This window comes from Streptomyces sp. NPDC020845 (assembly GCF_044334165.1).
GTDB lineage: Bacteria > Actinomycetota > Actinomycetes > Streptomycetales > Streptomycetaceae > Streptomyces.
Window position 1 is genome coordinate 125,577 of sequence record NZ_JBIRSJ010000024.1, and the last position, 26,991, is coordinate 152,567.

A 26,991-nucleotide genomic window follows, 5' to 3' on the forward strand; every position below is an offset into this window, starting at 1 on the left:
AAGCAGTCGCAGACCCACGATCACTGATCATGCCCACACTTGAGCGACGGCGGATGAACCGCACAGAGGAGAAGGTAGCCCAGTAGTCGGCAGAAGATCAGATAGAGCAGTCGCAGGCCCACGATCAGTGATCACGCCCATCCTCAAAGGATCACAAAGCCCCAGGTCAGCCACTGTACCGCGATAAAGACACCCTTCAGGCATCCTCCACGAATACCAACATGCAGCGTGACCTGCACGGATGAGATTTCCGGCAAGGGCAGCTGCGCTGCCACCGTGAGCTACTGCCCCGCCGCCACGCGAAGGCCTCCCGCCCCAAACGGCCGGGACAACCCCGCACTGCACGATCCGTGCGCGCCCTGGTATTACGGCCGGCACGAGAGAAACCCAGCCGGGGGTACCGGCGTATCCACGGCGAACTCACCGCCCGCAGCACAGCGGGGTGCCGCCGGCACCGTGTGGAACATCCTCAAGGACCACAGCATCGACCCCGCACCCGAACACGCCAACGCACCACCCGACCAACCTTCCTACGCTCCCAGGCCATCCTCTCCACGGACCTCTTCGAGATCGAAACCCTGACCGGAGCGACGCTGTACGTCCTCGCGGTGATCGAGCACGCCACCCGCCGCGTGCGGATCCTCGACACAACCGCACCCCCCACCGCGGCCTGAGTCACCCAGGCCGCCCCGCAATATGGCCATGGACCTCCAAGCCGCAGGCGCCCACTCAAGTTGGGTCCAGGTCGGTGTGCAACAGGTGGTGGTCCGAGTACGGGGTCGGAAGCACACGGTGCTCGAGCGAGACGATGCCTCGCAGGAAAATGTAGTCAAACTTGCTCTGCCAGTCGGTGGTCGGCTTGCAGGTTCCGGTAGACGAGGGATGACACTGGGGGTCTGTGTCCGCGGCCAGTGCCCACATCCCGGTGAGCTCGGGAGCGTCCGGCACAGCGTTGAAGTCGCCGAGAACGATCGCGCGGTCGTGCCGGGCGACGTCTGCGGCGAGTACGTCGGTCTGGTCTGCTCGGACTGCCTCCTGACGTCGTTCAGCGAGGTGTGTGTTGAAGACCCGGACGGACCGGCCGCCCACACTGGTGGTGACTGCCATGTACCCACGGTCCTCGGATCCGCCGTCGGGGTACTCCACGTCGACCGGGTTCGTCATCGGCGCCACCGAGAGGACCGCTTGGCCGAATGCCCCCGGACTCCACGGCGCTCCCCCGCAGCGGCCCCAATTCCGAAGAACCATCCCGTACTCGACGTGGTAAACCAGCCCGTAAAAGCCCTCCAGATAGTCCCGCATCCTCTCGACGTCACGCACGCACGCTTCTTGTAGGCCGATCACCTGGGGCGCATACGTGGCGATCTCCGCTGCGCGGTCGACGTTGCTTTCCTCACAGGGGTTGCAGATGTTCCACGTCATGACCCGGTTCGGCACGACACCCCTGACGGCATCGGCGGGCAGTGACCTGGCGAGGGGCGCGCCGCTTGGTGCGCTGGGGCCGACGAGCACCATGCAGGCCACGAACACGGCGCCCGCGAACAACCGCGTGTCCCTTCCGAGCACCATCGCCTCCTCAGAGTTGGATACACGTGGCATCCGACGTCTCCATGCACGAGGTTATGGGACGGAGTTGTGAGCAACATACGCGGTGTGCCGGATCTCATTGCGCTCGGACGAAGCCGCCGCCTCGCCCAGGTCGACCTGAATCGTACCGCCGCACGTGCACACCGGTCGCCGTGCCATCCGTGCAGCGCGAATGACCATCCGACCACGGAACATGGCGCAGGCTGCTCGTGCTGGGCGTGAAGGTGGCCACCTTGGCCAGGGCGGCGCTATTTGGCTCCACCCGGGGTGACTCCAACTGCCCCTATTTTGGGGAGGATTCGCGAAGATCAGGCGTCGCGAAGTGGCCCCGGAAGGCGGCTTGCTCTGGGCCCGGGGGCTTCGTGGATAGACGCCGGTAAATGTGTCGCGTGGTGCTTAGGGTGCCGGGATACTGCCTCGGTGATCCTTACTGCGCTGCCTGAACTGCTTCGTCCTCGTGCGCTGAGGCCCGGAGATCTCGTCGTTGTCGCATCGCTGTCCGGGCCGCTCCATGCCGTTTACGAGCCCGACCTTGAGCAGGCGGTGGTCGTGCTGGAGCGGATGGGGTTCCGCGTGCGTCGGGCGCCGCTCCTCGAAGTGGGACGGCACCGTTGGTGGAGTGCGGCTCGGCCGGCGGAGATCGCAGAAGAGCTCAATGCTCTTCTGCGGGATCCCGAAGTGCGCGCGATCATCGCGCATGACGGCGGCCAGACGGTGCTCGGTTACCTCGACCTGATCGATGTCGAGGCGATCGTGGCCGACCCCAAGCCGATCCTCGGCTACAGCGACATCTCGCTGCTGCATCTGGTGCTCTACGCGCGCACGGGTCTGGTCGGCTTCCATACTGACGTGGCCACCCCTGGACTTGGCGGGCATTGGCAGCGCGTGAGCGCAGCACGCGGGGTGGAACTCGAAAAGCTCTACTCGACGCTGCTGACCGGTACGGAGCCGATCGGTGCGCTGCCGGCCACTCCGTCGTGGGAGTGCTGGCGTGCCGGTCGCACCGAAGGCCGGCTGATCGGAGGGGTGATCAACCGCATCGTGCTGGCGCAGGCGACGCCCTACGCGCTGCCGCTCGAATGGTTCGACGGCGCGGTGCTGTTCTGGGAGGAGATCGGCGGCCAGGCAGCGTATGTGTGGAGCTATCTGCAGGTACTGCGGCACGCGGGCATCCTCGATCGGATCTCCGGCATGGTCGTGGGCATCCCGGAGGCGATCGACGGACTCGACTCGCCCGACGGGTCCCCGACCCTGCGCGAGATCGTCCTCGACGTCCTCGGCGACCGTGACATCCCGGTCCTGGGCAACGTCGAGTTCGGACACGCCGGACCGAATCTGCCGATGCCGGTCGGCATCCGCGTCGCCCTCGACGCGCAGCAGCGAACGTTGTCGCTGCTCGAACCGGCGGTACGCCCGTTCACGGTGACCGGACCGGGCGGCTGAGCAACGTAGACCAGCGGGCCGACAGCCTCGGCAGCACGCGCCGCAATGCGAGTACGGCGACAGTATTGGGGAACGGCTCAGGGCTATTTCATCCCGTTGCTCTTGTGCGCCCTGGTGCGGGCCAGTCGATAGGACTCGGTGCCGGTCTCGATGAGGGTGGCGTTGAAGGTGAGCCGGTCCACGATCGCCGCGCAGAGCCGGGGATCGATGAAGGTCTTTGACCAGCCATCTGGGGCTGGCACTTTGCCCGATCCTGTTGCCCATTGTGGTTATGCGGTGAGGGTGTGCTCGAGTCGGGTGAGGTGGCTGGTGCGGGTGCGGTCCAGGGGGCGGTCGTTCCACCAGGCATTGAGGCGGATCAGGTTGAGTGCGACGGCGGAGTAGATGTGTTCGAGATGGGTCTTGGTCAGGCCGCGGTAGCGAGCGCGGCGTGTGCCGGTGACGGCGGTGGCTTGCCGGATGGTGCCCTCGATGCCGGCGCGTAGGGCATAGTCGGTGTTCCAGTCCTCGGTCTTCTGCCAGGTTCGGGTGTGCCGGAGTGTCTCGGTCATCTGTCTGGAGTGGAGGGAGAGTTGGCGGCGGTTCTTCTTCGCGGTGGTGCACTGGGGTTTGAAGGGGCAGGGGATGCGGTCGAGGGCGGCGAAGCTGACCACGGTCTTGGGGATACCTTCGCTTACGACGGGGTTCCAGGTGGCGCTGGTATGTCCGGCGGGGCAGGTGGCCTTCTTGGCTTCCCAGTCGATGGTGAAGTCGGTGGCGGCGAAGCCTGCCTGGGCTTTGGCCTGGCGGGAGGTGTCCAGCAGGACCGGGGTGATCAGTGCGATTCCGTAGGTCTTCACCGAGCCGTGGATGAGTTCGGCGGTGGCGTAGCCGGAGTCGAGATAGTGCTCATCGGGCAGCAGCCCGCGTTGCTGGAGCGCGTGGTGGACGGCGTCGAGAGCCTTGCTGTCGGGAAGTGTGGAGTGGGTGGTGGCGATGTTCGTGATCAGGTTCGGGTGCGACTGGCTTACTTGGGTGTATCGAACGCGTTCGCGATGCTTCGCCTGCTGCCGATGACCGGCCGGGACAAGGGCGCTGAGATCCTCGCCCTGCGCCACCAGATCACCGTGCTGGAACGCCAACTCGGCAAGGACAAGATTCGGTTCACCCCGAGCGATCGAGCATTCCTGGCAGCGCTCCTGCACCGGCTGCCACGGCACGTCCTGCGACAGTTACGGCTACTCGTACGCCCCGACACGGTACTGCGTTGGCACCGCAACCTCGTCGCACGCCGCCATGCCGCCTCCTGCCGGCCCAAACGCCCGGGACGACCGCGCACCGTGCGCTCCATCCGCACCCTGGTGCTGCGCCTGGCGAAGGAGAACCCGAGCTGGGGGTACAGACGCCTGCACGGCGAGCTGCTCGTACTGGGGGTGAAGGTAGGCGCGTCCACCGTCTGGGAAATCCTGAAGGAGGCCGGCATCGACCCAGCACCCGAGCGGAACTCCAGTACCTGGGCCAGTTTTCTGCGCTCCCAGGCTGATGCGCTGCTGGCCTGCGATTTCATGGAAACAGTCACCCTGTCGGGGGTTCGGATGTACGTGCTCGTGGTGATCGAACACGGCAGTCGCCGGATCCGGGCGCTGGGCGCCACCACGCATCCGATCGCATCCTGGGTAGCGCAAGCGGCGAAGAACCTGGTCATGGACCTCGAAGACCTCGGCTGCCGGGCACGGTTCATGATCCGGGACTGGGACGGGAAGTTCCCCGAACTGTTCGATGCCGTCCTCAAGGACGCGGGAATCGAAGTCGTGCTCAGCGGCATCCAGATTCCGAGGATGAACTCGATCGTGGAAAGGTGGATACAGACCTGTCGCCGCGAGCTCCTGGACCGGACGTTGATCTGGAACCAGCGACATCTCCTCCACACCCTGCGCGAGTTCGAGCAGTTCTACAACGGACACCGACCACACCAGGGCATCGCGAACGGCAGACCGCTGCACCCATTGCCCCCGCCGATCGACGATCCAGACACGTTAGCCCACCTCGACATACGCCGACACGATCGCCTCGGCGGCCTCCTCCACGAATATCAGCACGCGGCGTGACCTGCACGGATGAGGTTTCTGGCAAGGGCAGCACCGAACTGGTACTGCCCCGGCGCACGATCTGCTGCAGCTTCTGGCCCTCCTGATCGGTCAGTCTGCGCACCCGTACAGGCTCAGCCACCACACCTCCAGCGGTCGGAACGGACGTCACCGCCCATCCAATCGCCCCAACCACCAACCCGGCTGGCTCTGACGTCGTCATTCGGCCCCGCCCGGACGGCTAGAGCTGGCCCCGATTCGTGAAGATCCGTGACGGCTTCAAGTGGCTCCTCCTGGTGACCGCCGCCTGGTCAAGGCCAGTTCCGAATGGGGCCGTTCAAGCCGTCACTTCACATTTTGGGGCCGGCTGGGACGTCTTGGTGGGGCCGCTGAACAACGTCGAAGCCAGGTGAGGTGATCGAGCCTGGTGCTGACGGCGGCCGCACGTGGGTCGCCGATGTCCGTCAGGACCGCAAGGGCCCGCCGCAGACGGGACTGCGCCGCGGTGGGCCGCAAGCCTCAAGCGTTAGGCGTACGTGGGCGCAGCGCTGCCACAAGGCCCAGCGTGCCCGATCGTGGTACGCACCGCCGACCACCGGCACAATCAAGATTCGCCCCAGGTTCTCCCACACCCGTTCCAGCACGCTGCCACCACAGCGACCGGACCCACACGAAAGCAGGCACACATGCGCAAGACACGCACCGCCCTCACCGTCCTCGCCCTCTCGGCCGCTGCGCTGACAGGCACGACCACCGGCGCCGCCGCCACCGACAGCTTCTCAACCAGCCGTGCGGCCGCGGCTCCGTGCACCGTGCCCGACGGGTTCTGCGCCACCAGCGGCAGCGGCGACCAGCTCGTCCTGCACTGCGGCGAGTCCGCATTAGTGCCTTGGAGCGGCGTCGGATACTGGGACAACCGCCTTCCCGGAGGCGGCATAGTCAAGATGTTCGACTACTACGGCTCCGTGAACCATGTCGCGCCCGCCGACTCCGGTCCCACCGAGATCAACTGGAGTCTCGTCTGGGGGCTGCGCGCCTACTGCTGACACCTGCTCGACGCGCGGCGCGTGCGAGAGCACTGCGAAGTCAGCAGGAGCTGCGTCAGAACCCTGCGACATGGGCCGGAGGCGGCGCCGAAGCCTTCGAAACACAGGGCGCCGCCTCACGGTGCGAGCCCGGTGGCTTCGACGTTGTTCAGCGGCCCCGCCAAGACGTCCCAGTCGGCCCCAAAATGTGAAGTGACGGCTTGAACGGCCCCATTCGGACCTGGCCTTGACCAGGCGGCGGTCACCAGGAGGAGCCACTTGAAGCCGTCACGGATCTTCACGAATCGGGGCCAGCTCTAGCCGTCCGGGCGGGGCCGAATGACGACGTCAGAGCCAAACCCGGCGAACGTATGTGGTCACAGCGCTAGCGCGAGGACCTGTTGGCTCTGCCGCGAGCAACCCCTGGCATCGTGTGTCCCATGGGTGAACTGGTTGACCGCGTCGACGAGCAGGACCAGGTTCTGGGAGTCGTTGACCGAGCCGAAGCGATTCGCAAGGGCTGGCTGCACCGCATCGCCACGATCGTGTGCCGCGACGAAGACGGACGGTTCCTTGTCCACCGCCGCCCCGACGGTTCGTCCCGCTTCCCAGGTCAGTACAACTGGATGCTCGGCGGTGCCGCTGATGTCGGCGAGTCGTACGAAGAGGCGGCAGCCCGGGAACTGTCGGAGGAACTGGGCGTTCATGCCGCCCCGCGCTTTGTGCTCAAATTCCTTTGCGCGGGCGTGATCAGCCCCTACTGGCTCGGACTGCACGAGGTCGTCATCACGACGCCCATCCGGCCGAGTGTCGAGGAAGTCGCCTGGCACGACTGGCTCACCGAGACGGAGCTCGAATCCCTCGTACAACAGCAGGAGTTCGTCCCGGATGCGCGCGAGGCATTCGATTGGTACCGCAACCTGAGTCGGGCGGACCGGCGACCCTTGAGTTAGGGTCCTCATCGGCCTATCAACCTTCGGTTCATAGAGATCAGCACGTCAGCATTCGTGAACTCACTGACTTTTTTGGGCATGTTGACGACGGTAAGTGTCGGAGATGACTCGTGGTTCGTGCCGATCCGCCGTTGGAACAGGAACGGCATGGGCGCGCTGCTGCGGCGCTCGTGAGGGTCGTAGCGCGGCAGCAGTGGGATCGTACGGCCGTCCCGCGTGTGACGCCGGATGATGGCCGCGATGACGCCGAACAATTCTGCGGACTTGGAGACGATCTGCGTTCCCGGCCACTTTTGGATGGTGCGACCACGAGTAGGGCAATGACTTCCGCACCTGGCCGCTGGTACTGCCGGATGCTGAGATGAGTGAGAGCGCAGACGCAGCCACAGGCCAACCAGCAGACAAACCTTGTCAGAGACAATCGAGACGATGGCCAGGATCACGGTTGCCGTATTCATCCAGTTCCGCTCACGAAAGGCCGGGCCACCGCGACCCGGCACAAGTTGAGAGGCTCAACCGGCCGTCACCGTGTAACGGCGACACCAGATTTGTCGGAAATGCCATGGCCTGTGGCTCGTCACTTCGCGCGCCACCGTCCAGGCACGGCCTGGCCATCCCGCTGACCTTCCATCCCAAGGACGACCGGGCCGAAGCCCCGCCTCCTACGAAGACCCCCTACGGCCAGCCCAGCAGTCGCTTGGACACTATTTATGCGCGCGAGGGCATCTGCCGACTTTCTCGCTACGGCGCTACAGAGCCCGATAGGGCGCTCACGCCCTGGGAGTGCCCCGTCTGCCGGCGGACGCCAAGGGGCATTACCTCGTCTTGACACGGCAGGCACCTTGCGGCCGGGACACCCCAGCACCGACTGCCTGCGGAAACACACCGACCGAGGCCCTCAGCCCACAGCTTCCCCCTGTCGCATGGGGAGCACGAGATCGTGCTCCCACCTCGAAAGGGGGTCGAGAGCCGACAAGGGGTTCTTATACCTCTCGATGCAGAGAGCATCCGAATCGACCGGGTGACATCGGGGGCCTTCGGTTGACGACGGCGCGTGGGGGCGCGGTACGGCGCTGTAGGTCTACCGGATCGGGTGACGGACGAATCGGGCACCGTTGACACGTCTGCGAGTTGGGAGCACGAGGGCTCCCAGAGGGCTCCCACTTGCTCCCAGCCCGGAAACGGTTAAGGCCGCCTCCGCTACCCGCGGAAACGGCCTCCGACCTGCGATGATGCTGGTCGGGACGACAGGATTTGAACCTGCGACCCCTTGACCCCCAGCCCAGTGACAACTCTCCGCAACGATCCGTAGCACACGGTAGCAGCGGGTCTCGGAGCCGTACAGCGCCGCCACGGCCTCCAGGCCGGCCTTTCCGCACAGCCCGCGGGAGGACGTGGTGTACACGTTCCGCTTCAGCGTGATGTCGGGCATCGGCACACCGGGGCCGAGCTGTACGTCGACCACGTTGTACGTGTTCGATCCGTCCTCCGTGGCGCCGGCGCAGTACACGATGTTCGCCACGTCTTCGGCCCGGCTCAGGACGCCCTCGCTCACCAGGAACCCGGCGGCCAGCACGAAGTCGTCGCCGGGCGTGCGCATGGTGATCGCCAGTGGCTCACCGCCCAGCCGGATCTCCAGCGGCTCCTCGGCCACCAGTGTGTCCGGCCGGGTGCTCATCGCTCCGTCCCGGATGCGCAGCACCCGCCGCCGCTCGGTGACCCGTCCCATATGGCCTCACATCCCGGTGGTGCGGGTGCTGTGGGCCGGACTTCCCGCTCCGCCCGCTTCCTCAGCACTCGATGACGTTGACGGCGAGGCCGCCCCGGGCGGTCTCCTTGTACTTGACCTTCATGTCGGCGCCGGTCTCCTTCATGGTCTTGATGACCTTGTCGAGGGAGACGTGGTGGCGGCCGTCGCCCCGCAGGGCCATCCGGGCGGCGGTCACGGCCTTGACCGCCGCCATGCCGTTGCGCTCGATGCAGGGGATCTGGACCAGGCCGCCGACCGGGTCGCAGGTCAGGCCGAGGTTGTGCTCCATGCCGATCTCGGCGGCGTTCTCGACCTGTTCCGGGCTGCCGCCCAGCACCTCGGCGAGCCCCCCGGCGGCCATCGAGCAGGCCGAGCCGACCTCGCCCTGACAGCCGACCTCGGCGCCGGAGATCGACGCGTTCTCCTTGAACAGCGTGCCGATGGCGCCCGCCGCGAGCAGGAAGCGGACGACTCCCTCCTCGTCGGCGCCCGGCACGAAGTCGAGGTAGTAGTGCAGTACCGCGGGGATGATGCCCGCCGCACCGTTCGTGGGGGCGGTGACGACCCGGCCGCCTGCCGCGTTCTCCTCGTTCACCGCCATCGCGTAGAGGGTCACCCACTCCATCGCGCGCCCCGCGGGGTCGCCCTCGCCGCGCAGCGCCCGGGCCGCCGCCGCGGCCCGCCGGCGGACCTTCAGGCCGCCGGGCAGGATGCCCTCATGGGACAGGCCGCTGGAGACACAGCCCTTCATGACCCGCCAGATACCCACCAGTCCCGCGCGGATCTCCTCCTCCGTGCGCCACGCCTTCTCGTTCTCCAGCATCAGCGCGGAGATGGACAGGCCGGTCTCCCGGGAGAGCCGCAGCAGCTCGTCACCCGTGCGGAACGGGTGGGCCGGCACCGTGTCGTCGAGCTTGATCCGGTCCGCTCCGGCGGCGTCCTCGTCGACCACGAAGCCGCCGCCGACCGAGTAGTACGTCTTCTCCAGCTGGGGCAGGCCGTCGGCGCCGTACGAGAAGAGCGTCATGCCGTTGGCGTGGTACGGCAGCGAGCGCCGGCGGTGCAGGACCAACTGGGTCGAGACATCGAAGTCGATCTCGTGGGTGGGGCCGATCTCGGCACCGAGGAGGCGAATGCGCCGGGTGCTGCGAATCCGCTCCACGTCCAGCTCCGCCTGGGCGATGTCGACGGTGTGGGGCTCGTTGCCCTCCAGGCCGAGCAGCACGGCCTTGGGGGTGCCGTGGCCGTGCCCGGTGGCTCCGAGGGAGCCGAACAGCTCCGCCCGTACCGCGGAGGTCTGGGCGAGCAGACCGTCCCTCTTCAGCCGGGCGGCGAACATCGCGGCAGCGCGCATCGGGCCGACGGTGTGCGAGCTGGACGGGCCGATGCCGATGGAGAAGAGGTCGAAGACGCTGATTGCCACGCCGTACTCCGTGGGATCGAAGAGGCGTGCCCACGTGCGCCATGGGCACGCCTCCGCAGATGGGCGGGGGTGGGGAGGGATCAGTCGACGGCTCGTGTGCCGAGCTTTTCGCGCAGCCAGGTGTGGAACGCGCCGATGTGGTGTTCGCTGGGCACCAGGACACCGCCCTTGGTGTACGCCCGCGAGCTCATCCCCGGCTGAGTCCGCTCACACGCGTCGAAGTCCTGCTGGTTGACCCGGTGGAAGAGCTCCACGGACCGGCTAACGTCCTTGCCGCTCTCGACGACGTGCGGGAGGTAGAGCCAGTCGCACTCCACGACCGTGCGGTCGGGTGCCATCGGGTACATGCGGTGGAAGATCACATGGTCGGGCACCAGGTTGATGAACACCTGCGGGTTGACGGTGATCGCGTAGTAGCGGCGGTCCTGGTCCTCGGCGACACCCGGGATGCGGTCGAGGCCCTCGGATCCGTCGACGGTGAAGCCCTGGATCTCCTCACCGAACTCGGCGCCGTGGCCGACGTAGTACTGGGCGGCGTAGCCGTCGGCGAACTCGGGCAGCACCTCGGTCAGTTCGGGATGGATGGTGGCGCAGTGGTAGCACTCCATGAAGTTCTCGATGATGAGCTTCCAGTTCGCCTTCACGTCGTAGGTGATGCGGCGGCCCAGCCGCAGGTCTTCGATCCCGTAGTTCTCGATCGACTCGGCGTCGCCGAGCCGCGCGACCACCGCGCCCATCACGTCTTCCTCGAAGGACGGCGGAGTGTCGGCGAGGCACACCCACACATAGCCGAGCCACTCGCGGACATGGACGTTGATCAGGCCGTACCCGGTCCGGTCGATGTCCGGCATCGACGTCAGGTTCGGGGCCGCGATCAGCTTGCCGTCCAGGCCGTAGGTCCAGGCGTGGTAGGGGCACTGGAAGGCGCGCTTGACCTCGCCGGACTCCTCGGTGCACAGCTTGGCGCCGCGGTGCCGGCAGATGTTCAGGAACGCCTTGATCGAGCCGTCCCGGGAGCGGGAGACCAGCACGCTTTCCCGTCCGACCTGGTAGGTGCGGAACTGGCCGGGCTTGGCCAGTTCGGCGGCGCGGGCCACGCAGAACCACATGGCCTCGAAGACGCGCTCCTGCTCCGAGGCGAAGAGTCCGGGGTCGGTGTAGTACTCCCCCGGCAGCGTGGAGATCAGGCTCGGGGGCAGATCCATCATGGTCATCAGATCACCTTCGGAAGAGTCAGACCCGCACGCGGCGAGGGCCGAAAAGGGATGATGGGTGCTCGGTGGTGCCGTCAATGGCCAGGTCGGCGGGGATCTCGCCGATCACGGGCACGAACTCGGGCCCGTCGCCGGAGAACCGGTCGAGGGCGTCGGGGTCGCTGGGGACGTCCGGGGGGAAGATGGCGGCCTCGGCGCCGCCGGATGCGGTGCGGCGGACTCCTGGGGCGATTCCGGCACCGATGACGGCCACCTTCGGCTGTGCCGCACTGGCCTTCCTGGTCCGCGCCGTCACAGTGCCACCACCGAACGCAGGACCTCGCCGTGGCGCATCTTGGCGAACGCCGCCTCCACCTCGTCCAGGGCGATCTTCTCGCTGACGAAGTCGCCCAGGTCGAAACGTCCCTGCAGGTAGAGGTCGATCAGGGCGGGGAAGTCACGGGAGGGCAGGCAGTCGCCGTACCAGGAGGATTTCAGCGCCCCGCCGCGGCCGAACACGTCGAGCAGGGGCAGGTCGACGGTCAGATCCGGGGTGGGCACGCCCACCAGAACGGCGGTGCCGGCCAGGTCGCGGGCGTAGAAGGCCTGCTTGTAGGTCTCGGGACGGCCCACCGCGTCCACGACCACGTCGGCGCCGAAGCCGCCGGTGAGGCTGCGGATGGCCTCGACGGCGTCGGTCCTGGAGGAGTCGACGGTGTCGGTGGCGCCGAACTGCTCCGCCCACTTCAACTTCCGCTCATCGATGTCCACGGCGATGATGCGGCCGGCGCCGGCCACTTTGGCACCCGCGATGGCGGCCATGCCCACCCCGCCGCAGCCGATCACCGCGACGGAGTCCCCGCGGCCGACGCCGCCGGTGTTGACCGCGGCGCCGAACCCGGCCGTCACACCGCAGCCGAGCAGCCCGGCCGCGGCGGCCGAGGCGGTCGCGTCCACCTTGGTGCACTGGCCGGCGGCGACCAGGGTCTTCTCGGCGAAGGCACCGATGCCCAGGGCCGGGGACAGCGGGGTGCCGTCGGCCAGCGTCATCGGCTGGGTGGCGTTGCGGGTGGCGAAGCAGTACCACGGCTTACCCTTGCGGCAGGCCCGGCACCGGCCACAGACCGCGCGCCAGTTGAGGACGGCGAAGTCGCCGGGCGCGACCTCGGTGACCCCCTCACCGACCGCCTCGACCACACCGGCGGCCTCGTGGCCGAGCAGGAACGGGAACTCGTCGCCGATCCCGCCCTCCCGGTAGAGCAGGTCGGTGTGGCAGACACCGCAGGCCCGCACCCGCACCAGCGCCTCCCCCGGACCGGGGTCCGGCACCAGGACGGTCTCCACCGAGACCGGCGCGCCCTTCTGCCGGGCGACGACGGCGCGTACCTCGTGTGTCACTGTCGATCTCCTCGTCGCGGGAACTGCCGAACGTGAGCTTCGGCCGGATGGGCCGGGTGGCGGGGGGCATCGCCTCTTGTTGCGCAATACGCAATAATCTTCGTCATAAGCAACGATCGACCAAACTGTCTTCCCTGCGAGCGACCACTGTCAAGGGGTTGCCCGAGGAACGTTGCCTCCTGTTGGGAGTCGGCCGGGAAAGGCCGGCGCGACATGCGGCCAGGAGGGGACTGCGAGGACGCCGGCCTCCGCCTATAGTTGCGCCATGGGCAACAAGACAGCAGATGGCGAAACAACAGGTCCCGCGGCGAACGGGGTGCAGTCCGTCGACCGTGCCGTCAGCGTTCTGGAGATCCTCGCCCAGCGCGGTGAGGCGGGCGTCAGCGAGGTCGCCGCCGAGATCGACGTCCACAAGTCGACCGCGTTCCGCCTGCTCGGGGCGCTGGAGGCACGCGGCCTGGTCGAGCAGTCGGCCGACCGGGGCAAGTACCGGCTCGGCTTCGGGATCGTGCGCCTGGCAGGTGCGGTCACGAGCCGTCTCGACATCACACAGCAGGGCCGGCCGGTGTGCGAGCGCCTCGCCGAGGAGATCGGCGAGACCGTCAACATCGCCGTCCTCCAGGAGCACTACGCGGTCAACCTCTACCAGGTGCGCGGACCGGGCGCGGTCGGCACGCACAACTGGGTCGGTCAGCTCACCCCGGTCCACGCCACGTCCAGCGGCAAGATCCTGCTGGCCCACCTGCCGGCGAAGGAGCGCGCCGACGTGCTCGCGGCGGCCGGGGCGCAGAAGCTGACGCCGCACACCCTGACCGCCCGGACGAGGCTGGAGAAGAACCTCGCGGAGGCACGGAAGCGCGGGTACGCGGTGACGCTGGAGGAGTTCGAGATCGGACTGCACGCCATGGCGGCCCCGATCCGCTCCCACCACGGCGAGGTCGTCGCCGCCCTCAGCGCCTCCGGCCCCGCCTACCGCTTCACCGAGGAGCGCATCCACGAGCTCGCCCCCCTGCTGCTCGAGGGCGCGGACGAGATCAGCCACCGCATGGGCTACGTGGGCTGATCCTGCCCGCGATCCGCGGGAGGGGTACCACGGCGTTCCAGGCGTACCACGACGCTCTTGGACGTCGGCGTGTTGGAGGTGTCGGCCACGGAGTCGAGCGGGACGAGCACGTTGGCCTCGGGGAAGTAGGCCGCGCAGCAGCCGCGGGGCGTGTCGTAGGCGAGGGCGCGGAAGGCCTCCGCCCGCCGCTCCAGGCCGTCCGCCCACTCGCTGACGAGGTCGACCAGCCCGCCGTCGGTGATCCCTCGCTCCGCCAGGTCGTCGGGGTGCACGAGGACCACCCGGCGTCCGCGGTGGATCCCGCGGTAGCGGTCGTCGAGGCCGTAGATCGTGGTGTTGTACTGGTCGTGGCTGCGTAGCGTCTGGAGCAGCAGGCGGCCGGGCGGAACGCGCAGCACCTCGACCGGGTTGACCGTGAAGTTGGCCTTGCCCGTACGGGTGGGGAAGCGTCGCTGGTCGCGGGGGGCGTGCGGCAGGGTGAAGCCGCCGGGGCGCCGTACCCGGGTGTTGAAGTCGGCGAAGCCGGGCACGACTTGGGCGATGCTGTCGCGGACGGCATCGTAGTCGGCTTCGAAGGCCGCCCACGGCACGTCGCCGCCCGGGCCGAAGAGACGGTGTGCCAGCCGGCAGACGATGGCCGGCTCGGAGAGCAGGTGCGAGGAGGCGGGTGGCAGCCCGCCCCGGGAGGCGTGCACCAAGCCCATCGAGTCCTCGACGGTGACGAAGCGGTCCGTCCCGTCCGGCCCCAGGTCCCGCTCGGTGCGGCCGAGTGTGGGCAGGATGAGGGCCTCGCGGCCGCAGACCGCGTGGGAGCGGTTGAGCTTGGTGGAGACCTGGACCGTGAGCCGACAGCTTCGCAGGGCCCGCTCGGTGGCGGCCGTGTCCGGAGCGGCGGAGACGAAGTTGCCGCCCATGGCGAAGAAGACCTTCACCTTGCCAGCGCCCATCGCCCGGATGGTCTCCACCGCGTCGAGGCCGTGGTGGCGGGGCGGGGAGAATCCGAACTCCTTCCGCAGCGCGTCGAGGAACTCCGGCGGCGGCTTCTCGTAGATGCCCATCGTGCGGTCGCCCTGCACGTTGGAGTGACCGCGCACGGGGCACACCCCGGCGCCGGGGCGCCCGATGTTTCCGCGCAGCAGCAGGAAGTTCACGATCTCGCGGATGGTGGGCACGGAGTGCTTGTGCTGGGTCAGCCCCATGGCCCAGCACACCACGATCGACCGGGCGGACATGACATCGCGGGCGGTGGCCTCGATGACATCGCGCGGGAGCCCGGTCGCCTCGGCGACGTCGTCCCAGTCCAGTGCGCGAAGCTGTGCGGCGTAGGCCCCGAACCCGTCGGTGTGCGCGGTGATGAAGTCGCGGTCGAGGACGGTGCCGGGCTCGGCGTCCTCGGCGTCCAGCAGCAGCCGGGACAGCGCCTGGAAGAGCGCCAGGTCGCCCCCGAGCCGTATCTGAAGGAACCGGTCGGCCAGAGGTGTGCCGCCACCTGCGACGCCGCGGGCGTTCTGCGGGTTCTTGAAGCGCAGCAGTCCGGCCTCGGGCAGCGGGTTCACCGCCACGATGCGCGCACCCCGCCGCTTGGCCTTCTCCAGCGCGGACAGCATCCGCGGGTGGTTGGTGCCGGGATTCTGCCCCACGACGAAGATCAGCTCGGCGCGGTACAGATCGTCGAGGCGGACGCTGCCCTTCCCGATGCCGATCGTCTCGGTGAGCGCCGAGCCGCTGGACTCGTGGCACATGTTCGAACAGTCCGGCAGGTTGTTGGTACCGAATCGCCGTACGAGGAGCTGGTAGAGGTACGCCGCCTCGTTGGAGGTACGGCCCGACGTGTAGAAGGCGGCCTCGTCGGGGCTGCGCAGCGACTTCAGCGCACCGGAGACGATGTCGAAGGCGGTCTCCCAGGTGACCGGCACATAGGTCTCGGAGTCGGCCGGCTTGTACATCGGCTCGGTGAGGCGGCCCTGCTGGCCGAGCCAGTAGTCGCTGCGGCCCGCCAGCTCGCCCACCGGGTGCTCGGCGAAGAACTGTGGCGTCACCCGCCGGACGGTGGCCTCCTCGGCGACGGCCTTGGCCCCGTTCTCGCAGAACTCGGCCCTGCTCCGGTGATCGCCCTCGGGCCAGGCGCAACCGGGGCAGTCGAAGCCGTCCTTCTGGTTGACCTTCAGCAGGGTGAGCGCGGTGCGTCGCACGCCCATCTGGTCGTACCCCATGCGCAGCGCATGGGCCACCGCGGGGATCCCGGCGGCCCAGGCCTTGGGCTCGGTCACCCGCAGAGCGTCCTCGCCGGGGTCCTCGCGCGGCGCCTTGCGTGCCATGTCCGTGTCTCTCCTCGTGGATATGCCGGTGAAATTGCTGTCAGGCGCCCAGGCGGTCACGTGGCCGGGCTGCCGTCTCGACGCCCCAGCGGGCGGTCACCCGTACCGCGTCGATCGTCGAGGACACGTCGTGCACCCGCAGGCACCAGACGCCCTGCGTGGCGGCGAGAACGGATACGGCGGCGGTGGCGGCGTCCCTCGACAGCACCGGGCGCGCGCGTCCCGTCGCCGGATCCGCCAGCAGATGCCCCAGGAACGACTTGCGTGACGCGCCCACGAGGACGGGACGGCCCAGCGCGCCGACCTCGCCGAGCCGGCCCAGCAGCTCCCAGTTGTGCCCGGGCGCCTTGGCGAAGCCCAGCCCGGGGTCGATGATCAGGCAGCCGGGCGGGATCCCCGCCTCCAGCGCGGCCTCGACCCTCAGGCGCAACTCGTCGACCACGTCGGTGACGACGTCGCCATAGAGGGCGTTCGCCTGCATGCCGGCCGCGTGGCCGCGCCAGTGCGTCACCACGTACGGCATGCCCGCCCGGGCCATCAGCGGCAGCATCGCGGGGTCGGCGAGGCCACCGGAGACGTCGTTGATCAGTCGTGCGCCCGCGTCGAGCGCACGAGTGGCGACCTCGGCCCGCATGGTGTCGACGCTGACGATCCCGCCCGCCGCGGCGAGTTCCCGGACCACTGGCAGGACGCGCCGCAGCTCCTCCTCCGCCGGCGGGCGTGCCGCGCCGGGGCGGGTCGACTCGCCGCCCACGTCCACGATGTCCGCCCCCCGCTCGAGCAGGGCGAGTCCGTGCGCGACCGCCGCTTCCGGAGCGAAGGACCGCCCGCCGTCGGAGAAGGAGTCCGGGGTGACGTTCACAATCCCCATGACCAGCGTCCGGCCGGGCCGCGGGAGCCCGTACGGGTGGAGTTCCGGCGTCCCCGGGCGCGGTGGGGTGGTGGCGCCCGCCGCGCTCTTCACGTGACGCCTCCCGTGGCCGCGACTGGGCGTGGCGGGCCGTTCACACGTATTCCACGGCCGCGTCCAGCAGCCAGTCCGTCAGGTAGCCGGCGAAGGAGGAGCGCACCAGCACCCAGAGTTCCTCCCCGCTCGGGTCGCGGGCGACCAGGACGACCTGGGTGCGGGCCAGTGTGGTCTGCGCGCAGCGGCCGGGGCCGAAGGCGCGCGGGTGGAGATCCAGTGAGCAGCCATGGGACAGCAGGTCGCGGGCGCTCGGTCCGGCGACCAGGACGGTGGTGCGCTGAGCGGAGACATCGGTGACGGAGACGGGGCCGTCCCCGGCCGCCGAGCGGATCCGGCTCTCCAGGTCCCGCTGCGCGCCGGGCCGCCCCACCACGAGCCATTCGTCGGGGCCCAGCCACACCGCGGTCAGGTCCCCGGCACACACGGCCGTGTCGGGTTCCACGGGCAGTCGGAGGCCCAGGGCGAGTCCGACGGCGTCCGCCGCCGGACTCTTGGGGTCGAGGCGGACGTTCATCTGCGCCAGGAAGGGGAGTTCGGCCAGGCGGACGGCGCCCCCGGAGGAGCGCGTCGCGCCGGCCAGGCGATCGGCGGCATGCGCCAGGGGGCTGCGCTGCCGTGTGGTCAGGGCGGTGTCAGCCATCGCGGCGGGCTCCCTCGGGGTCGTGGAGGACGGGGCTTGCGACGGTCACCGGGAGCAGTCGGTCACCGACGGGCGCGTAGAGGCGTTCGCCGATGCGCTCCCGGCCGCCCTTGATCAGGGCGAGGGCGAAGGTCCGGCCGAGCGCCGCGCTGCGGTAGCTGGAGGTGACGTGGCCGAGCATGGGAACGGGTGGGGCGGGCAGTTCGCCGTCGGCGACCAGGTGGGTGCCCTCGGGGAGGAAGGCGTCCGGGTCCTCGGGGAGGAGGCCGACCAGGTGCTTGCGGTCGGGGCGGACGGTATCGGCGCGGGCGTAGGAGCGCTTGCCGATGAAGTCGGGCTTCTTCTTCGACACGGCCCAGCTCATGCCGAGGTCGTGCGGGGTGACCGTGCCGTCGGTGTCCTGGCCGATGATCGGGTAGCCCTTCTCGGCGCGCAGCACGTGCATGGTCTCGGTGCCGTAGGGGGTGATGCCATAGGGGGCACCGGCCTGGTACAGGGCCTCCCACAGGGCGAGGGCGTCCCAGGGCGACACATTGATCTCGTAGGCGAGTTCGCCGGAGAAACTGATCCGGCACACGCGCGCGTCGATGCCGGCGACGCCGGTCTCACGCCACGCCATGAACGGGAAGTCGTCGTTGCTCACTGCCAGTCGGGGCGCGAGCGAGCCCAGGACCTCGCGGGAACGTGGGCCGACCAGGGCCACGGTGGCCCACTGCTCGGTGACCGAGGTGCAGTGGACCCGCAGTTCGGGCCACTCGGTCTGCAGCCACTCCTCCATCCAGTCCAGTACGGCGGCCGCGTTGCCGGTCGTGGTGGTGGCCAGGAAGCGGTCCTCCGCGAGACGGATGACGGTGCCGTCGTCGAAGACCATGCCGTCCGGGCGGCACATCACGCCGTAGCGGATCATGCCGACCTTCAGGGTGCTCATCATGTTGGTGTAGAGCCGGTCGAGGAAGAGCGCCGCGTCCGGACCCTGGACATCGATCTTGCCGAGCGTGGAGGCGTCCATGAGGGCCACTCCCTCGCGGGCGGCGCGGCACTCGCGCAGCACGGCGGTCTCCATGTCCTCGCCGTCCCGCGGGTAGTACCAGGGCCGCTTCCACTGGCCGACGTTCTCGAACAGGGCGCCGTGCTCGACGTGCCAGTCGTGCAGGGCGGTCCTGCGGATCGGGTCGTGCAGCGCGCCGCGGTCCCGTCCGGCGAGGGCGGCGAAGGAGACGGGGGTGTACGGCGGCCGGAACGTGGGCAGGCCGAGCGCCGAGATGTCCAGGCCGAGGAGTTCGGCGACGACCCCGCTCGCCAGGACACCGGCCGTCTTGCCCTGGTCGTTCGCGGTGCCGGCCGTGGTGTAGCGCTTGGTGTGCTCCACCGAGCGCAGGCCGGCGCCGGTCGCCCGCGCCAGGTCGTCGACCGTGACGTCGCGCTGGAGGTCGACGAACCGGGGGGCGCCGGTGGAGGTGGGGACGGTGAAGACCCGCATGGGCGCGGTGTGCGGCCGCGCGGCCACGGACGGGAGGGCGGGTGCCTCGGCGGGGTAGCCCTCCGCCTCGACCGCGCGGGCGCCGGCCGCCGCGCCCTGGACGAGGGTCGTGGCGAGGTCGAAGGCCCCGTTCGCGCTGCCCGCGACCTCCACCGCCTGACGGCATCTGTCGGGAACGAAGGTGCCGAGTCCGTCGTCGTGGCGCAGCGTGCCGCCCGCCTGACTGAACAGGTGCGCGACCGGGTTCCAGCCGCCGGAGACCAGGAGCAGGTCGACGGCGAACCCACGCTGTCCGGTGGACTCCCCGTACGGGGCGATCGTCACGGCGGTGAGGCGGTCCCCGCCTTCCGTGCCGGTGACCGCGTGTCCGGCCAGCACCTCGATCCCGGCGGACCGGGCACGCTCGGCCCATTCCCCCGGATCGGGCCGGGTGTCGACGATCGCCGCGATGTCCAATCCCGCCGCCGCCAGGTCGAGTGCGGCGGCGTAGGCGCTGTCGTTGGTCGTGAACACGACCGCGTGACGGCCGGGCAGAACGGCGTACCGGTGGAGGTAGGTCCGGGCCGAGGACGCCAGCATCACGCCCGGGCGGTCGTTGTCGCCGAATGCGAGCGAGCGCTCGTGGGCGCCGGTCGCGAGGACCACGCGCCGGGCGCGGATCCGCCAGACGCGCTCGCGGGAGACGTGGTCCGGGGCCGCGGCGCCGAGGTGGTTGGTCCGGCGCTCGACGGCGAGGACGTGGTTGTCGTCGTAGTGGCCGAAGACGGTGGTGCGGCGCAGGACGCGCACCTCGGGGTCGGCTTCGAGCCGCGCGCGCGTCGCCTCCACCCAGTCGAGGTGTTCGCCGGTGCCGAGCAGGCTGCCGCCGGGTTCCGGCTGGTCGTCGGCGAGGATGACGCGTGCGCCGCTGTTCGCCGCGGCCGCCGCGGCCGCGAGGCCGGCCGGGCCCGCGCCGACGACCAGCAGCTCGCAGTGGGTGTGCACGGCGTCGTAGCGGGCGGGGTCGGGTTCGGTGGCGAGGCGGCCCTGGCCGGGGAGGCTGCTCGCGACCAGACCGCCGTAGAGCTCGACGGCCGTGGCGGGGAGCATGGGCTCGGGGAAGGGGGCCTCGATCTGGACGACCGCGTTGGGTTCTTCGACGCCGGCCGAGAAGATGCCGCGGGGGCGCCCGAGCCTGATGCTCGTCGCTGCCGCGACGACCCCTGCCGCGAGGAGCGCCGAGGCGAGGGTGTCCCCTCGGTAGCCCTGGTATTCGGTACCGTCGAAGACGAAGGTGAGGGGGGTGTTCCGATCGACTCGGCCGCCGGTGGGGAGGCGGTAGGGCTGGTTCTTGTCCCCCACCGCGCCGGTTCCCGCCGCGTCCGGTGTGCGGTGGCCGCCGCGTGGCGGCGCCTGGCCCGTGGATCCCGTCCCCTGGCGCTTGGGTCGCTCTTCGGCCTCGCCCTTGAGGGCCGGCCGGGCTGTGGGGGCCGGATGTGGCTCGGAAAGGGGCGGAGAGGCCGGATGGGCAGGCCTCGGCTCAGGAGTCGCCGGACGCGGCTCCCCCGCCTTGTAGACGGCGAGGATCTCGTTCGTCGCCGTGTCCCGCACCGCGTTGAACCACCTGCGGCAGCCGGCCGCGTGGCTCCACCGCTCGGCGAACGGTCCTTTGGGGTTGCCGCGGAAGAAGAGGTACCGAGCCCACTCCTCGTCGGTGAGGGCCGCGGGGTCCTCGGGATAGGGCACGTGTGCCTGGCCGCCGTAGTGGAACTCGGCCTCGTCGCGGGGCCCGCACCACGGGCAGGGGATGAGCAGCATGGTTCGGCTCCCTAGTGGGCCACCGCGGCCGCGCCGTGCTCGTCGACGAGCGCGCCGGTGATGAAACGGTCGAGCGAGAAGGGGGCGTTCAGGGGGTGGGGGGTGTCGTGGGCGATGGTGTGGGCGTAGACCCAGCCGACCCCCGGGGTGGCCTTGAAGCCGCCCGTTCCCCACCCGCAGTTGAGGTAGAGGTTGTCCACCGGGCTGAGGCCCACGATGGGCGAGGCGTCCGGGCTGACGTCCACGATGCCTCCCCAGGTCCGCAGCACGTGGGCACGGGCGAAGACGGGGAAGAGTTCCAGGGCGGCGGACATCTGCTCCTCGATGATGTGGAACGCGCCGCGCTGGGTGTAGGAGTTGTACGCGTCGATGCCGGCCCCCATCACCAGCTCGCCCTTGTGCGCCTGGCTGACGTACACGTGGACGGCGTTGGACATGACCACCGTGGGGTGGACCGGCTCCAGGAGTTCGGAGACGAGGGCCTGCAAGGGATGGCTCTGGATCGGCAGTTCGACACCCGCCATGGCGGCCAGTACCGAGGTGTGACCGGCCGAGCACAGGGCCACCTTGCCCGCCGCGATCGGGCCGCGCGTGGTTTGCAGGCCGACCACCCGGCCGCCGGCCACGTCCAACCCGGTGACCTCGCAGTTCTGGATGATGTCGATGCCGGCGGCGTCCGCGGAGCGGGCGAAGCCCCAGGCCACGTAGTCATGCTTGGCGATGCCGGCGCGCGGCTGGTAGGTGCCGCCGAGGACCGGGTAGCGCACGTCGGGCGAGATGTTGACGATCGGGCAGACCTCTTTGACCTGCTCGGCGTCGAGCCACTGGGCGTCGACTCCGTTGAGCCGGTTGGCCTCGACACGGCGCACACTGTCGCGGACGTCCTGGAGGCTGTGGGCGAGGTTCAGCACGCCGCGCTGGGAGAAGAGGATCGGGTAGTCGAGCTCCTCCTCCAGCCCCTCCCACAGTTTGAGGGCGTGCTCGTAGATGCCGGCGCTCTCGTCCCACAGGTAGTTGGAGCGGATGATCGTGGTGTTGCGGGCCATGTTGCCGCCCGCGAGCCAGCCCTTCTCCAGGACCGCGACGTTGGTGATGCCGTGGTTCTTCGCCAGGTAGTGGGCGGTGGCCAGGCCGTGTCCGCCACCGCCCACGATCACCACGTCGTACGACCGCTTGGGTTCGGGCGTGCGCCAGAGCCAGTCGGGGTGGTCGGGAAGGTCGGCGCCGGGGGTGCGGGGGCTCATCGGACGTCTCCGTCTTCCGAAAGGTGCGGGTAGAGCGGGCGCTTGGCCGCGAGTGTCTCCGTGCGCGCGCGGAGTGCGGCCACGTCCGGCTCGGGCTGGAGGGCCAGCGCGATCACGTCGGCGACTTCGGCGAAGTCCTCCTCGGTGAAGCCCCGGGTGGCCAGCGCCGGGGTGCCGATGCGCAGGCCGGAGGTGACCATGGGCGGGCGCGGGTCGAAGGGGACGGCGTTGCGGTTGACGGTGATGCCGATCTCGTGCAGCAGGTCCTCGGCCCGCCTTCCGTCGAGTTCCGAGTGACGCAGGTCGACGAGGACGAGGTGGACGTCCGTGCCTCCCGTCAGCACCTTCACTCCGGCCGCGGCCGCGTCGGGCCGGGTCAGGCGCTCGGCCAGGAGGCGGGCCCCGGCGAGGGTGCGGGCCTGGCGTTCGGCGAACTCGGGCGATGCCGCCACCTTGAAGGAGACCGCCTTCGCGGCGATGACATGCTCCAGCGGGCCGCCCTGCATACCGGGGAACACCGCCGAATTGATCTTCTTGGCGAGGTCGGCGTCGTCGGTGAGGATGACTCCGCCGCGCGGACCGCCGAGCGTCTTGTGGGTCGTGGTGGTGACCACGTGCGCGTGCGGGACGGGGCTCGGGTGCAGTCCGGCCGCGACCAGGCCTGCGAAGTGGGCCATGTCGACCATGAGGAGGGCCCCGACCTCGTCGGCGATGCGGCGGAAGGCCGCGAAGTCCAGTTGCCTCGGGTAGGCGGACCAGCCCGCGATGATCATCTTGGGGCGGTGCTCCTTGGCGAGGCGTTCCGCCTCCTCCATGTCCACGAGGTTGTCCGCCTCGCGGACGTGGTACGGCACCACATTGAACATCTTGCCGCTGTAGTTGATGCGCATGCCGTGGGTGAGGTGACCGCCGTGCGCGAGGTCGAGACCGAGGACGGTGTCGCCGGGCTGGAGGAGGGCGAAGAAGACGGCGGTGTTCGCCTGCGCGCCCGAGTGCGGCTGGACGTTGGCGAAGCCCGCCCCGAAGAGGGACCGGACGCGTTCGATGGCGAGGCGTTCGGTGACGTCGACGTGTTCGCAGCCACCGTAGTAGCGGCGGCCGGGGTAGCCCTCGGCGTACTTGTTGGTGAGCACCGAGCCCTGCGCCTCCATCACCGCGGAGGGTGCGAAGTTCTCGGAGGCGATCATCTCGAGAGTGGACTGCTGGCGGTTCAGCTCGGCGCGGAGGGCGGCGTGGACCTCGGGGTCCAGCTCCGCCAGGGGGGTGTTCAGCGCGTTCATGCGGTGTTCGCGTTCCTCTCGGCGGCCTCGACGACGTTGGCGAGCAGCATCGCCCGGGTCATGGGTCCCACTCCCCCGGGCATCGGCGCGTGCCATCCGGCGACCTGGGCGGCCTCCGGGTGGACGTCGCCGCACAGCCCGTGCTCGGTGCGGGTGATGCCGACGTCCAGGACGGCGGCGCCGGGGCGCAGCATGTCCTTGGTGATCAGTCCGGGCGATCCGGCGGCGGCGACGACGATGTTCGCCTCGCGTACGTGCCAGGCCAGGCCCTTGGTGCCGGTGTGGCAGAGGGTGACGGTGGCGTTCTCGGACCTCCGGGTGAGCAGGAGGCCGATGGGCCGTCCGACCGTGATCCCCCGGCCGACCACGCACACGCGCGCTCCGGCGAGCGGCACCTCGTACCGGCGGAGCAGTTCGACGATGCCGCGCGGAGTGCAGGGCAACGGGCCCTCGACGCCCAGGACCAGCCGGCCGAGGTTGGCCGGGTGCAGGCCGTCGGCGTCCTTGGCCGGGTCCATGCGTTCCAGTACGGCGTTCGCGTCCAGGTGGCGCGGCAGCGGCAGTTGCACGATGTAGCCGGTGCAGGCCGGGTCGGCGTTGAGTTCGTCGATGACGTCCTCGACCTGCTGCTGGGTGGCGTCGGCGGGCAGCTCGCGGCGGAGGGAGGCGACGCCGATCTGCGCGCAGTCGCGGTGTTTTCCGGCGACGTAGGCGTGGCTGCCCGGGTCGTCGCCCACCAGGACGGTGCCGAGACCCGGCGGACGGCCGCTTTCGGCGGTCAGCTCGGCCACGCGTTCTGCCAGTTCACGGCGGATGGCGGCCGCGGTCGCCTTGCCGTCGAGTAGCTGTGCGGTCACCGGCGGCGCTCCTTCCTTCGAGGCTGACACTGCCTGCTAGCCACGGAGACGGGACATGGTGGGGTCGAACAGGGGCTCCTCGGCGACGACCGCCTCGACGCGCTGGTCGAAGTAGCCGATGTGCACGGTGGTGCCGGGGGTGGCGAGCTCCGCCGGGAGCCAGGCATAGGCGATGCCCTTGCCGATCGTGTAGCCGTAGGCGGCACTGGTGACGTAGCCGACGGCGCGGTCGCCGTCGTAGACCGGTTCCTTGCCGAGGACGACGGCCCGGGGATCGTCGATGGTGAGGCAGCTCAGCTTGCGCCGTACGTCGGCCTTGCGCCGCTCCAGCGCCGCCTTGCCGACGAAGTCCTCCTTGTCGAGCTTGACGGCGAAGCCGACGCCGGCTTCGTAGGGGTCGTGCTCGTAGGTCATGTCGGTGCCGAAGGACCGATAGCCCTTCTCCAGCCGCAGACTGTTGAAGGCGCCGCGGCCCGCGACGACGCCGCCGAGCGGCTCGGCTGCCGCCCACAGGGTGTCCCAGAGCTTTTGGCCCAGATCGGCGGTGGTGTACAGCTCCCAGCCGAGCTCGCCGACGTAACTCAGGCGCATCGCCGTCACCGGGACACTGCCGATGTGGGCGCGCTTGGCGCGGAAGTACTTCAGACCGGCGGCCGAGAAGTCGTCTTCCGTGAGGGGCTGGAGCACCTTGCGGGCGAGCGGGCCCCACAGGCCGATGCAGCAGGTGCCGGAGGTGATGTCGCGCACCTGGACCGAGCCGTCGGCGGGGAGGTGCCGGGCGAACCAGTCGAGGTCGAGGTTGCCGTTGGCGCCGATCTGGAAGAGTTCGCGGGCCAGCCGGGCGACGGTGATGTCGCTGCGGATGCCGCCGTCACGGTCCAGCAGCAGGGTGTACGTCACCGAGCCGACCGACTTGTCGACCTTGCCGGTGCACAGCCGTTCCAGGAAGGCCGCGGCGCCCGGGCCGCTCACCTCCAGGCGCTTGAGGGCCGTCATGTCGTAGAGGGCGACGGTCTCGCGGGTGGCCTGCGCCTCGGCGCCGACGATCGGGGACCAGTACCGCGCGGCCCAGTCGTTGGGCGTCGGGATGGAGCGGCCTTCGACCAGGGAGGCGTTGGAGTCGTACCACTGCGGGCGTTCCCAGCCGCTCGCCTCCAGGAAGAACGCGCCCATGTCCCGCTGGCGGGCGTAGAAGGGGCTGGTGCGGATCGGGCGCGGCTCGCCGGACGGCTGGAGGGGGTGGAGGATGTCGTAGACCTCGACGAAGTTCTGGCAGTCGCGGGCCAGGACGTACTCCGGGGCGAGCTGGTGCGGCTCGAAGCGGTTGACGTCGCACTCGTGCAGGTCGAAGGAGGAGCAGTAGCCGTCGACCAGCCACTCGGCGACGGCCCGGCCGACGCCCGCGGAGTGGGTGACCCACACGGCCTCGGCGACCCAGAAGCCCTTGACGTCCGGGGACTCGCCGAGCAGCGGGTAGCCGTCGGGGGTGAAGGAGAACAGGCCGTTGATGCCCTCCTCGACCTTGGCCTCGCGGGTCGCGGGGAGCAGGGACCGCGTCTCGTCCCAGGCGTCCTCGAAGTCCTCCTCCGTGAACTCGAGGACCGACGGCATCTCCTCGGCCTCGTCCACGGAGAGGATGTCGTCCGCGGATACGGGCATGGGGCGGTGGCCGTAGTAGCCGATGCCGATGCCGTCGAAGCGGTCGCGGTAATAGAGGTCGGCGTCCTGGTGGCGCAGGATCGGGCGAACCGCTTCCTCGGCCTGGCCCGCCAGGGCGGGGATCGGGCCGGTCCAGGCGAGCTGGTGGGCGAGCGGGGTGAGCGGCAGGTTCATCCCGACCATGCGGGCGATCTTGGGACCCCAGATGCCGGCGCAGCACACGACGATGTCGGCGGGTATCTCGCCCCGGTCGGTCAGCACGCCGGTCACCCGGCCCTCGTCCTGCCGTACGTCGAGGACTTCGTGGCGGGCGAGGAAACGCACGCCGCGTCCGGTGGCCCGGCGGATCTGCGCCTCGACGGCGAGGACGGCCTTGGCGAGTCCGTCGGAGGGGATGAGCAGGCCGCCCAGGACCTTGTCGCGGTCGACGAGCGAGTGCTGCTCCACACACTCGTCGGGGGTGAGCAGGCGCGCCTCGATGCCCCAGGCGGTGATCCAGCCGTGGCGTCGGTGGAGTTCGGCGAGGCGCTCGGGCGTGGTCGCCACCTCCAGCCCGCCGACCTGGAGGAAGCAGGGCTTGCCGTCGACTTCGAGGGAGCAGAACTTCTCGACGGTGTAGCGGGCCATCTCGGTCATGGCCTTGGACGGGTTGGTCTGGAAGACCAGGCCCGGGGCGTGCGAGGAGGATCCCCCGGTGGCCGGCAGGGGGCCCTGGTCGACCACGGTCACTTCGGTCCAGCCGCGTGCGGAGATCTCATCCGCGAGGGCCGCTCCCACGACACCCGCTCCGATGATGACCACTCGGGGTCCTGCCATCGCCCAACCTCCGAACTTCAAACCACTCTCGT

At 69.6% G+C, this 26,991-nt stretch carries 21 protein-coding genes and 2 pseudogenes; 5 read left to right on the forward strand and 18 right to left on the reverse strand.

What is annotated here, in order from left to right; all coding sequences use genetic code 11:
- Nucleotides 1–143 precede the first annotated feature (143 nt).
- Together ACH4U7_RS46610 and ACH4U7_RS46615 are read right to left on the reverse strand one after the other, a co-directional pair.
- Complete coding sequence (locus ACH4U7_RS46610; protein ID WP_398533831.1) at nt 144–275, reverse strand: hypothetical protein; 132 nt, start codon at nt 273–275, stop codon at nt 144–146.
- Nucleotides 276–729: 454 nt separating this feature from the next.
- Nucleotides 730–1,569, reverse strand: a complete 840-nt coding sequence (locus ACH4U7_RS46615; RefSeq protein WP_398533870.1) for an endonuclease/exonuclease/phosphatase family protein — start codon at nt 1,567–1,569, stop codon at nt 730–732.
- A gap of 438 nt (nt 1,570–2,007) precedes the next feature.
- Between ACH4U7_RS46615 and ACH4U7_RS46620 the strand changes: the two genes are divergently transcribed.
- Nucleotides 2,008–3,030 carry an LD-carboxypeptidase gene (locus ACH4U7_RS46620; protein WP_398533832.1) on the forward strand — a complete coding sequence of 341 codons (1,023 nt, stop codon included), beginning with the start codon at nt 2,008–2,010 and terminating at the stop codon, nt 3,028–3,030.
- 83 nt (nt 3,031–3,113) lie between these two features.
- Here the strand turns inward: ACH4U7_RS46620 and ACH4U7_RS46625 are convergent.
- Nucleotides 3,114–3,257 (reverse strand): annotated as a pseudogene (locus ACH4U7_RS46625) (ATP-binding protein); the annotation flags it as partial.
- A 42-nt stretch (nt 3,258–3,299) separates the two neighbouring features.
- Entirely contained in the window at nt 3,300–4,127 is an 828-nt protein-coding gene (locus ACH4U7_RS46630; RefSeq protein ID WP_398533833.1) for a transposase, read from the reverse strand.
- Between ACH4U7_RS46630 and ACH4U7_RS46635 the strand changes: the two genes are divergently transcribed.
- The 3 genes from ACH4U7_RS46635 to ACH4U7_RS46645 all read left to right on the forward strand — a co-directional run bounded on the left by ACH4U7_RS46635 (nt 4,065) and on the right by ACH4U7_RS46645 (nt 7,074).
- On the forward strand, nt 4,065–5,117 hold the full coding sequence (locus tag ACH4U7_RS46635) for an integrase core domain-containing protein (protein WP_398533834.1): 1,053 nt from the start codon (nt 4,065–4,067) through the stop codon (nt 5,115–5,117). The two genes, ACH4U7_RS46630 and ACH4U7_RS46635, sit on opposite strands and share 63 nt — an antisense overlap.
- 665 nt (nt 5,118–5,782) lie before the next feature.
- The gene (locus ACH4U7_RS46640; protein WP_398533835.1) at nt 5,783–6,142 is read left to right on the forward strand and encodes a hypothetical protein; all 360 of its coding nucleotides are present in this window, start codon (nt 5,783–5,785) and stop codon (nt 6,140–6,142) included.
- A gap of 419 nt (nt 6,143–6,561) precedes the next feature.
- Nucleotides 6,562–7,074, forward strand: a complete 513-nt coding sequence (locus ACH4U7_RS46645) for an NUDIX hydrolase (RefSeq protein WP_398533836.1) — start codon at nt 6,562–6,564, stop codon at nt 7,072–7,074.
- 5 nt (nt 7,075–7,079) lie between these two features.
- On the opposite strand, the gene ACH4U7_RS46650 is transcribed toward ACH4U7_RS46645, so the two are convergent.
- The 6 genes and pseudogenes from ACH4U7_RS46650 to ACH4U7_RS46675 form a co-directional block, all read right to left on the reverse strand.
- Entirely contained in the window at nt 7,080–7,532 is a 453-nt protein-coding gene (locus ACH4U7_RS46650; RefSeq protein ID WP_398533837.1) for a hypothetical protein, read from the reverse strand.
- Nucleotides 7,533–8,425: 893 nt separating this feature from the next.
- Nucleotides 8,426–8,803: pseudogene (locus tag ACH4U7_RS46655) on the reverse strand (formate dehydrogenase accessory sulfurtransferase FdhD); the annotation flags it as partial.
- A gap of 61 nt (nt 8,804–8,864) precedes the next feature.
- The gene (locus tag ACH4U7_RS46660; RefSeq protein ID WP_398533838.1) at nt 8,865–10,247 is read right to left on the reverse strand and encodes an L-serine ammonia-lyase; all 1,383 of its coding nucleotides are present in this window, start codon (nt 10,245–10,247) and stop codon (nt 8,865–8,867) included.
- Nucleotides 10,248–10,327: 80 nt separating this feature from the next.
- Entirely contained in the window at nt 10,328–11,461 is a 1,134-nt protein-coding gene (locus ACH4U7_RS46665) for an aromatic ring-hydroxylating dioxygenase subunit alpha (protein ID WP_398533839.1), read from the reverse strand.
- Between the two features lie 19 nt (nt 11,462–11,480).
- Nucleotides 11,481–11,756, reverse strand: a complete 276-nt coding sequence (locus ACH4U7_RS46670; protein WP_398533840.1) for a hypothetical protein — start codon at nt 11,754–11,756, stop codon at nt 11,481–11,483.
- Nucleotides 11,753–12,838 carry an S-(hydroxymethyl)mycothiol dehydrogenase gene (locus ACH4U7_RS46675; protein WP_398533841.1) on the reverse strand — a complete coding sequence of 362 codons (1,086 nt, stop codon included), beginning with the start codon at nt 12,836–12,838 and terminating at the stop codon, nt 11,753–11,755. The genes ACH4U7_RS46670 and ACH4U7_RS46675 overlap by 4 nt, the downstream gene beginning before the upstream one ends.
- Before the next feature lie 265 nt (nt 12,839–13,103).
- On the opposite strand from ACH4U7_RS46675, the gene ACH4U7_RS46680 reads away from it, so the two are divergent.
- A complete protein-coding gene (locus ACH4U7_RS46680) occupies nt 13,104–13,901 on the forward strand; it encodes an IclR family transcriptional regulator (RefSeq protein WP_398533842.1) in 798 nt (265 codons plus the stop codon).
- Here the strand turns inward: ACH4U7_RS46680 and ACH4U7_RS46685 are convergent.
- From ACH4U7_RS46685 to ACH4U7_RS46720, 8 genes are all read right to left on the reverse strand, one after another.
- Nucleotides 13,889–16,219 carry an FdhF/YdeP family oxidoreductase gene (locus ACH4U7_RS46685; RefSeq protein WP_398533843.1) on the reverse strand — a complete coding sequence of 777 codons (2,331 nt, stop codon included), beginning with the start codon at nt 16,217–16,219 and terminating at the stop codon, nt 13,889–13,891. The genes ACH4U7_RS46680 and ACH4U7_RS46685 overlap by 13 nt on opposite strands.
- A 40-nt stretch (nt 16,220–16,259) precedes the next feature.
- Nucleotides 16,260–17,090 (reverse strand): dihydropteroate synthase, encoded by an 831-nt coding sequence (folP, locus tag ACH4U7_RS46690; RefSeq protein WP_398533871.1) that lies wholly within the window; start codon nt 17,088–17,090, stop codon nt 16,260–16,262.
- A 133-nt stretch (nt 17,091–17,223) separates the two neighbouring features.
- Nucleotides 17,224–17,826: a sarcosine oxidase subunit gamma gene (locus tag ACH4U7_RS46695; protein WP_398533844.1), complete on the reverse strand. Its 603-nt coding sequence runs from the start codon at nt 17,824–17,826 to the stop codon at nt 17,224–17,226.
- Nucleotides 17,819–21,103 (reverse strand): sarcosine oxidase subunit alpha family protein, encoded by a 3,285-nt coding sequence (locus ACH4U7_RS46700; protein WP_398533845.1) that lies wholly within the window; start codon nt 21,101–21,103, stop codon nt 17,819–17,821. Before ACH4U7_RS46700 ends, ACH4U7_RS46695 begins: the two co-directional genes overlap by 8 nt.
- Before the next feature lie 11 nt (nt 21,104–21,114).
- Nucleotides 21,115–22,347 (reverse strand): sarcosine oxidase subunit beta family protein, encoded by a 1,233-nt coding sequence (locus ACH4U7_RS46705; protein WP_398533846.1) that lies wholly within the window; start codon nt 22,345–22,347, stop codon nt 21,115–21,117.
- Complete coding sequence (glyA, locus tag ACH4U7_RS46710) at nt 22,344–23,627, reverse strand: serine hydroxymethyltransferase (protein WP_398533847.1); 1,284 nt, start codon at nt 23,625–23,627, stop codon at nt 22,344–22,346. Before glyA ends, ACH4U7_RS46705 begins: the two co-directional genes overlap by 4 nt.
- Nucleotides 23,624–24,484 (reverse strand): bifunctional methylenetetrahydrofolate dehydrogenase/methenyltetrahydrofolate cyclohydrolase, encoded by an 861-nt coding sequence (locus ACH4U7_RS46715; protein ID WP_398533848.1) that lies wholly within the window; start codon nt 24,482–24,484, stop codon nt 23,624–23,626. The genes glyA and ACH4U7_RS46715 overlap by 4 nt, the downstream gene beginning before the upstream one ends.
- A 36-nt stretch (nt 24,485–24,520) precedes the next feature.
- On the reverse strand, nt 24,521–26,959 hold the full coding sequence (locus tag ACH4U7_RS46720; protein ID WP_398533849.1) for an FAD-dependent oxidoreductase: 2,439 nt from the start codon (nt 26,957–26,959) through the stop codon (nt 24,521–24,523).
- Nucleotides 26,960–26,991: the final 32 nt, after the last annotated feature.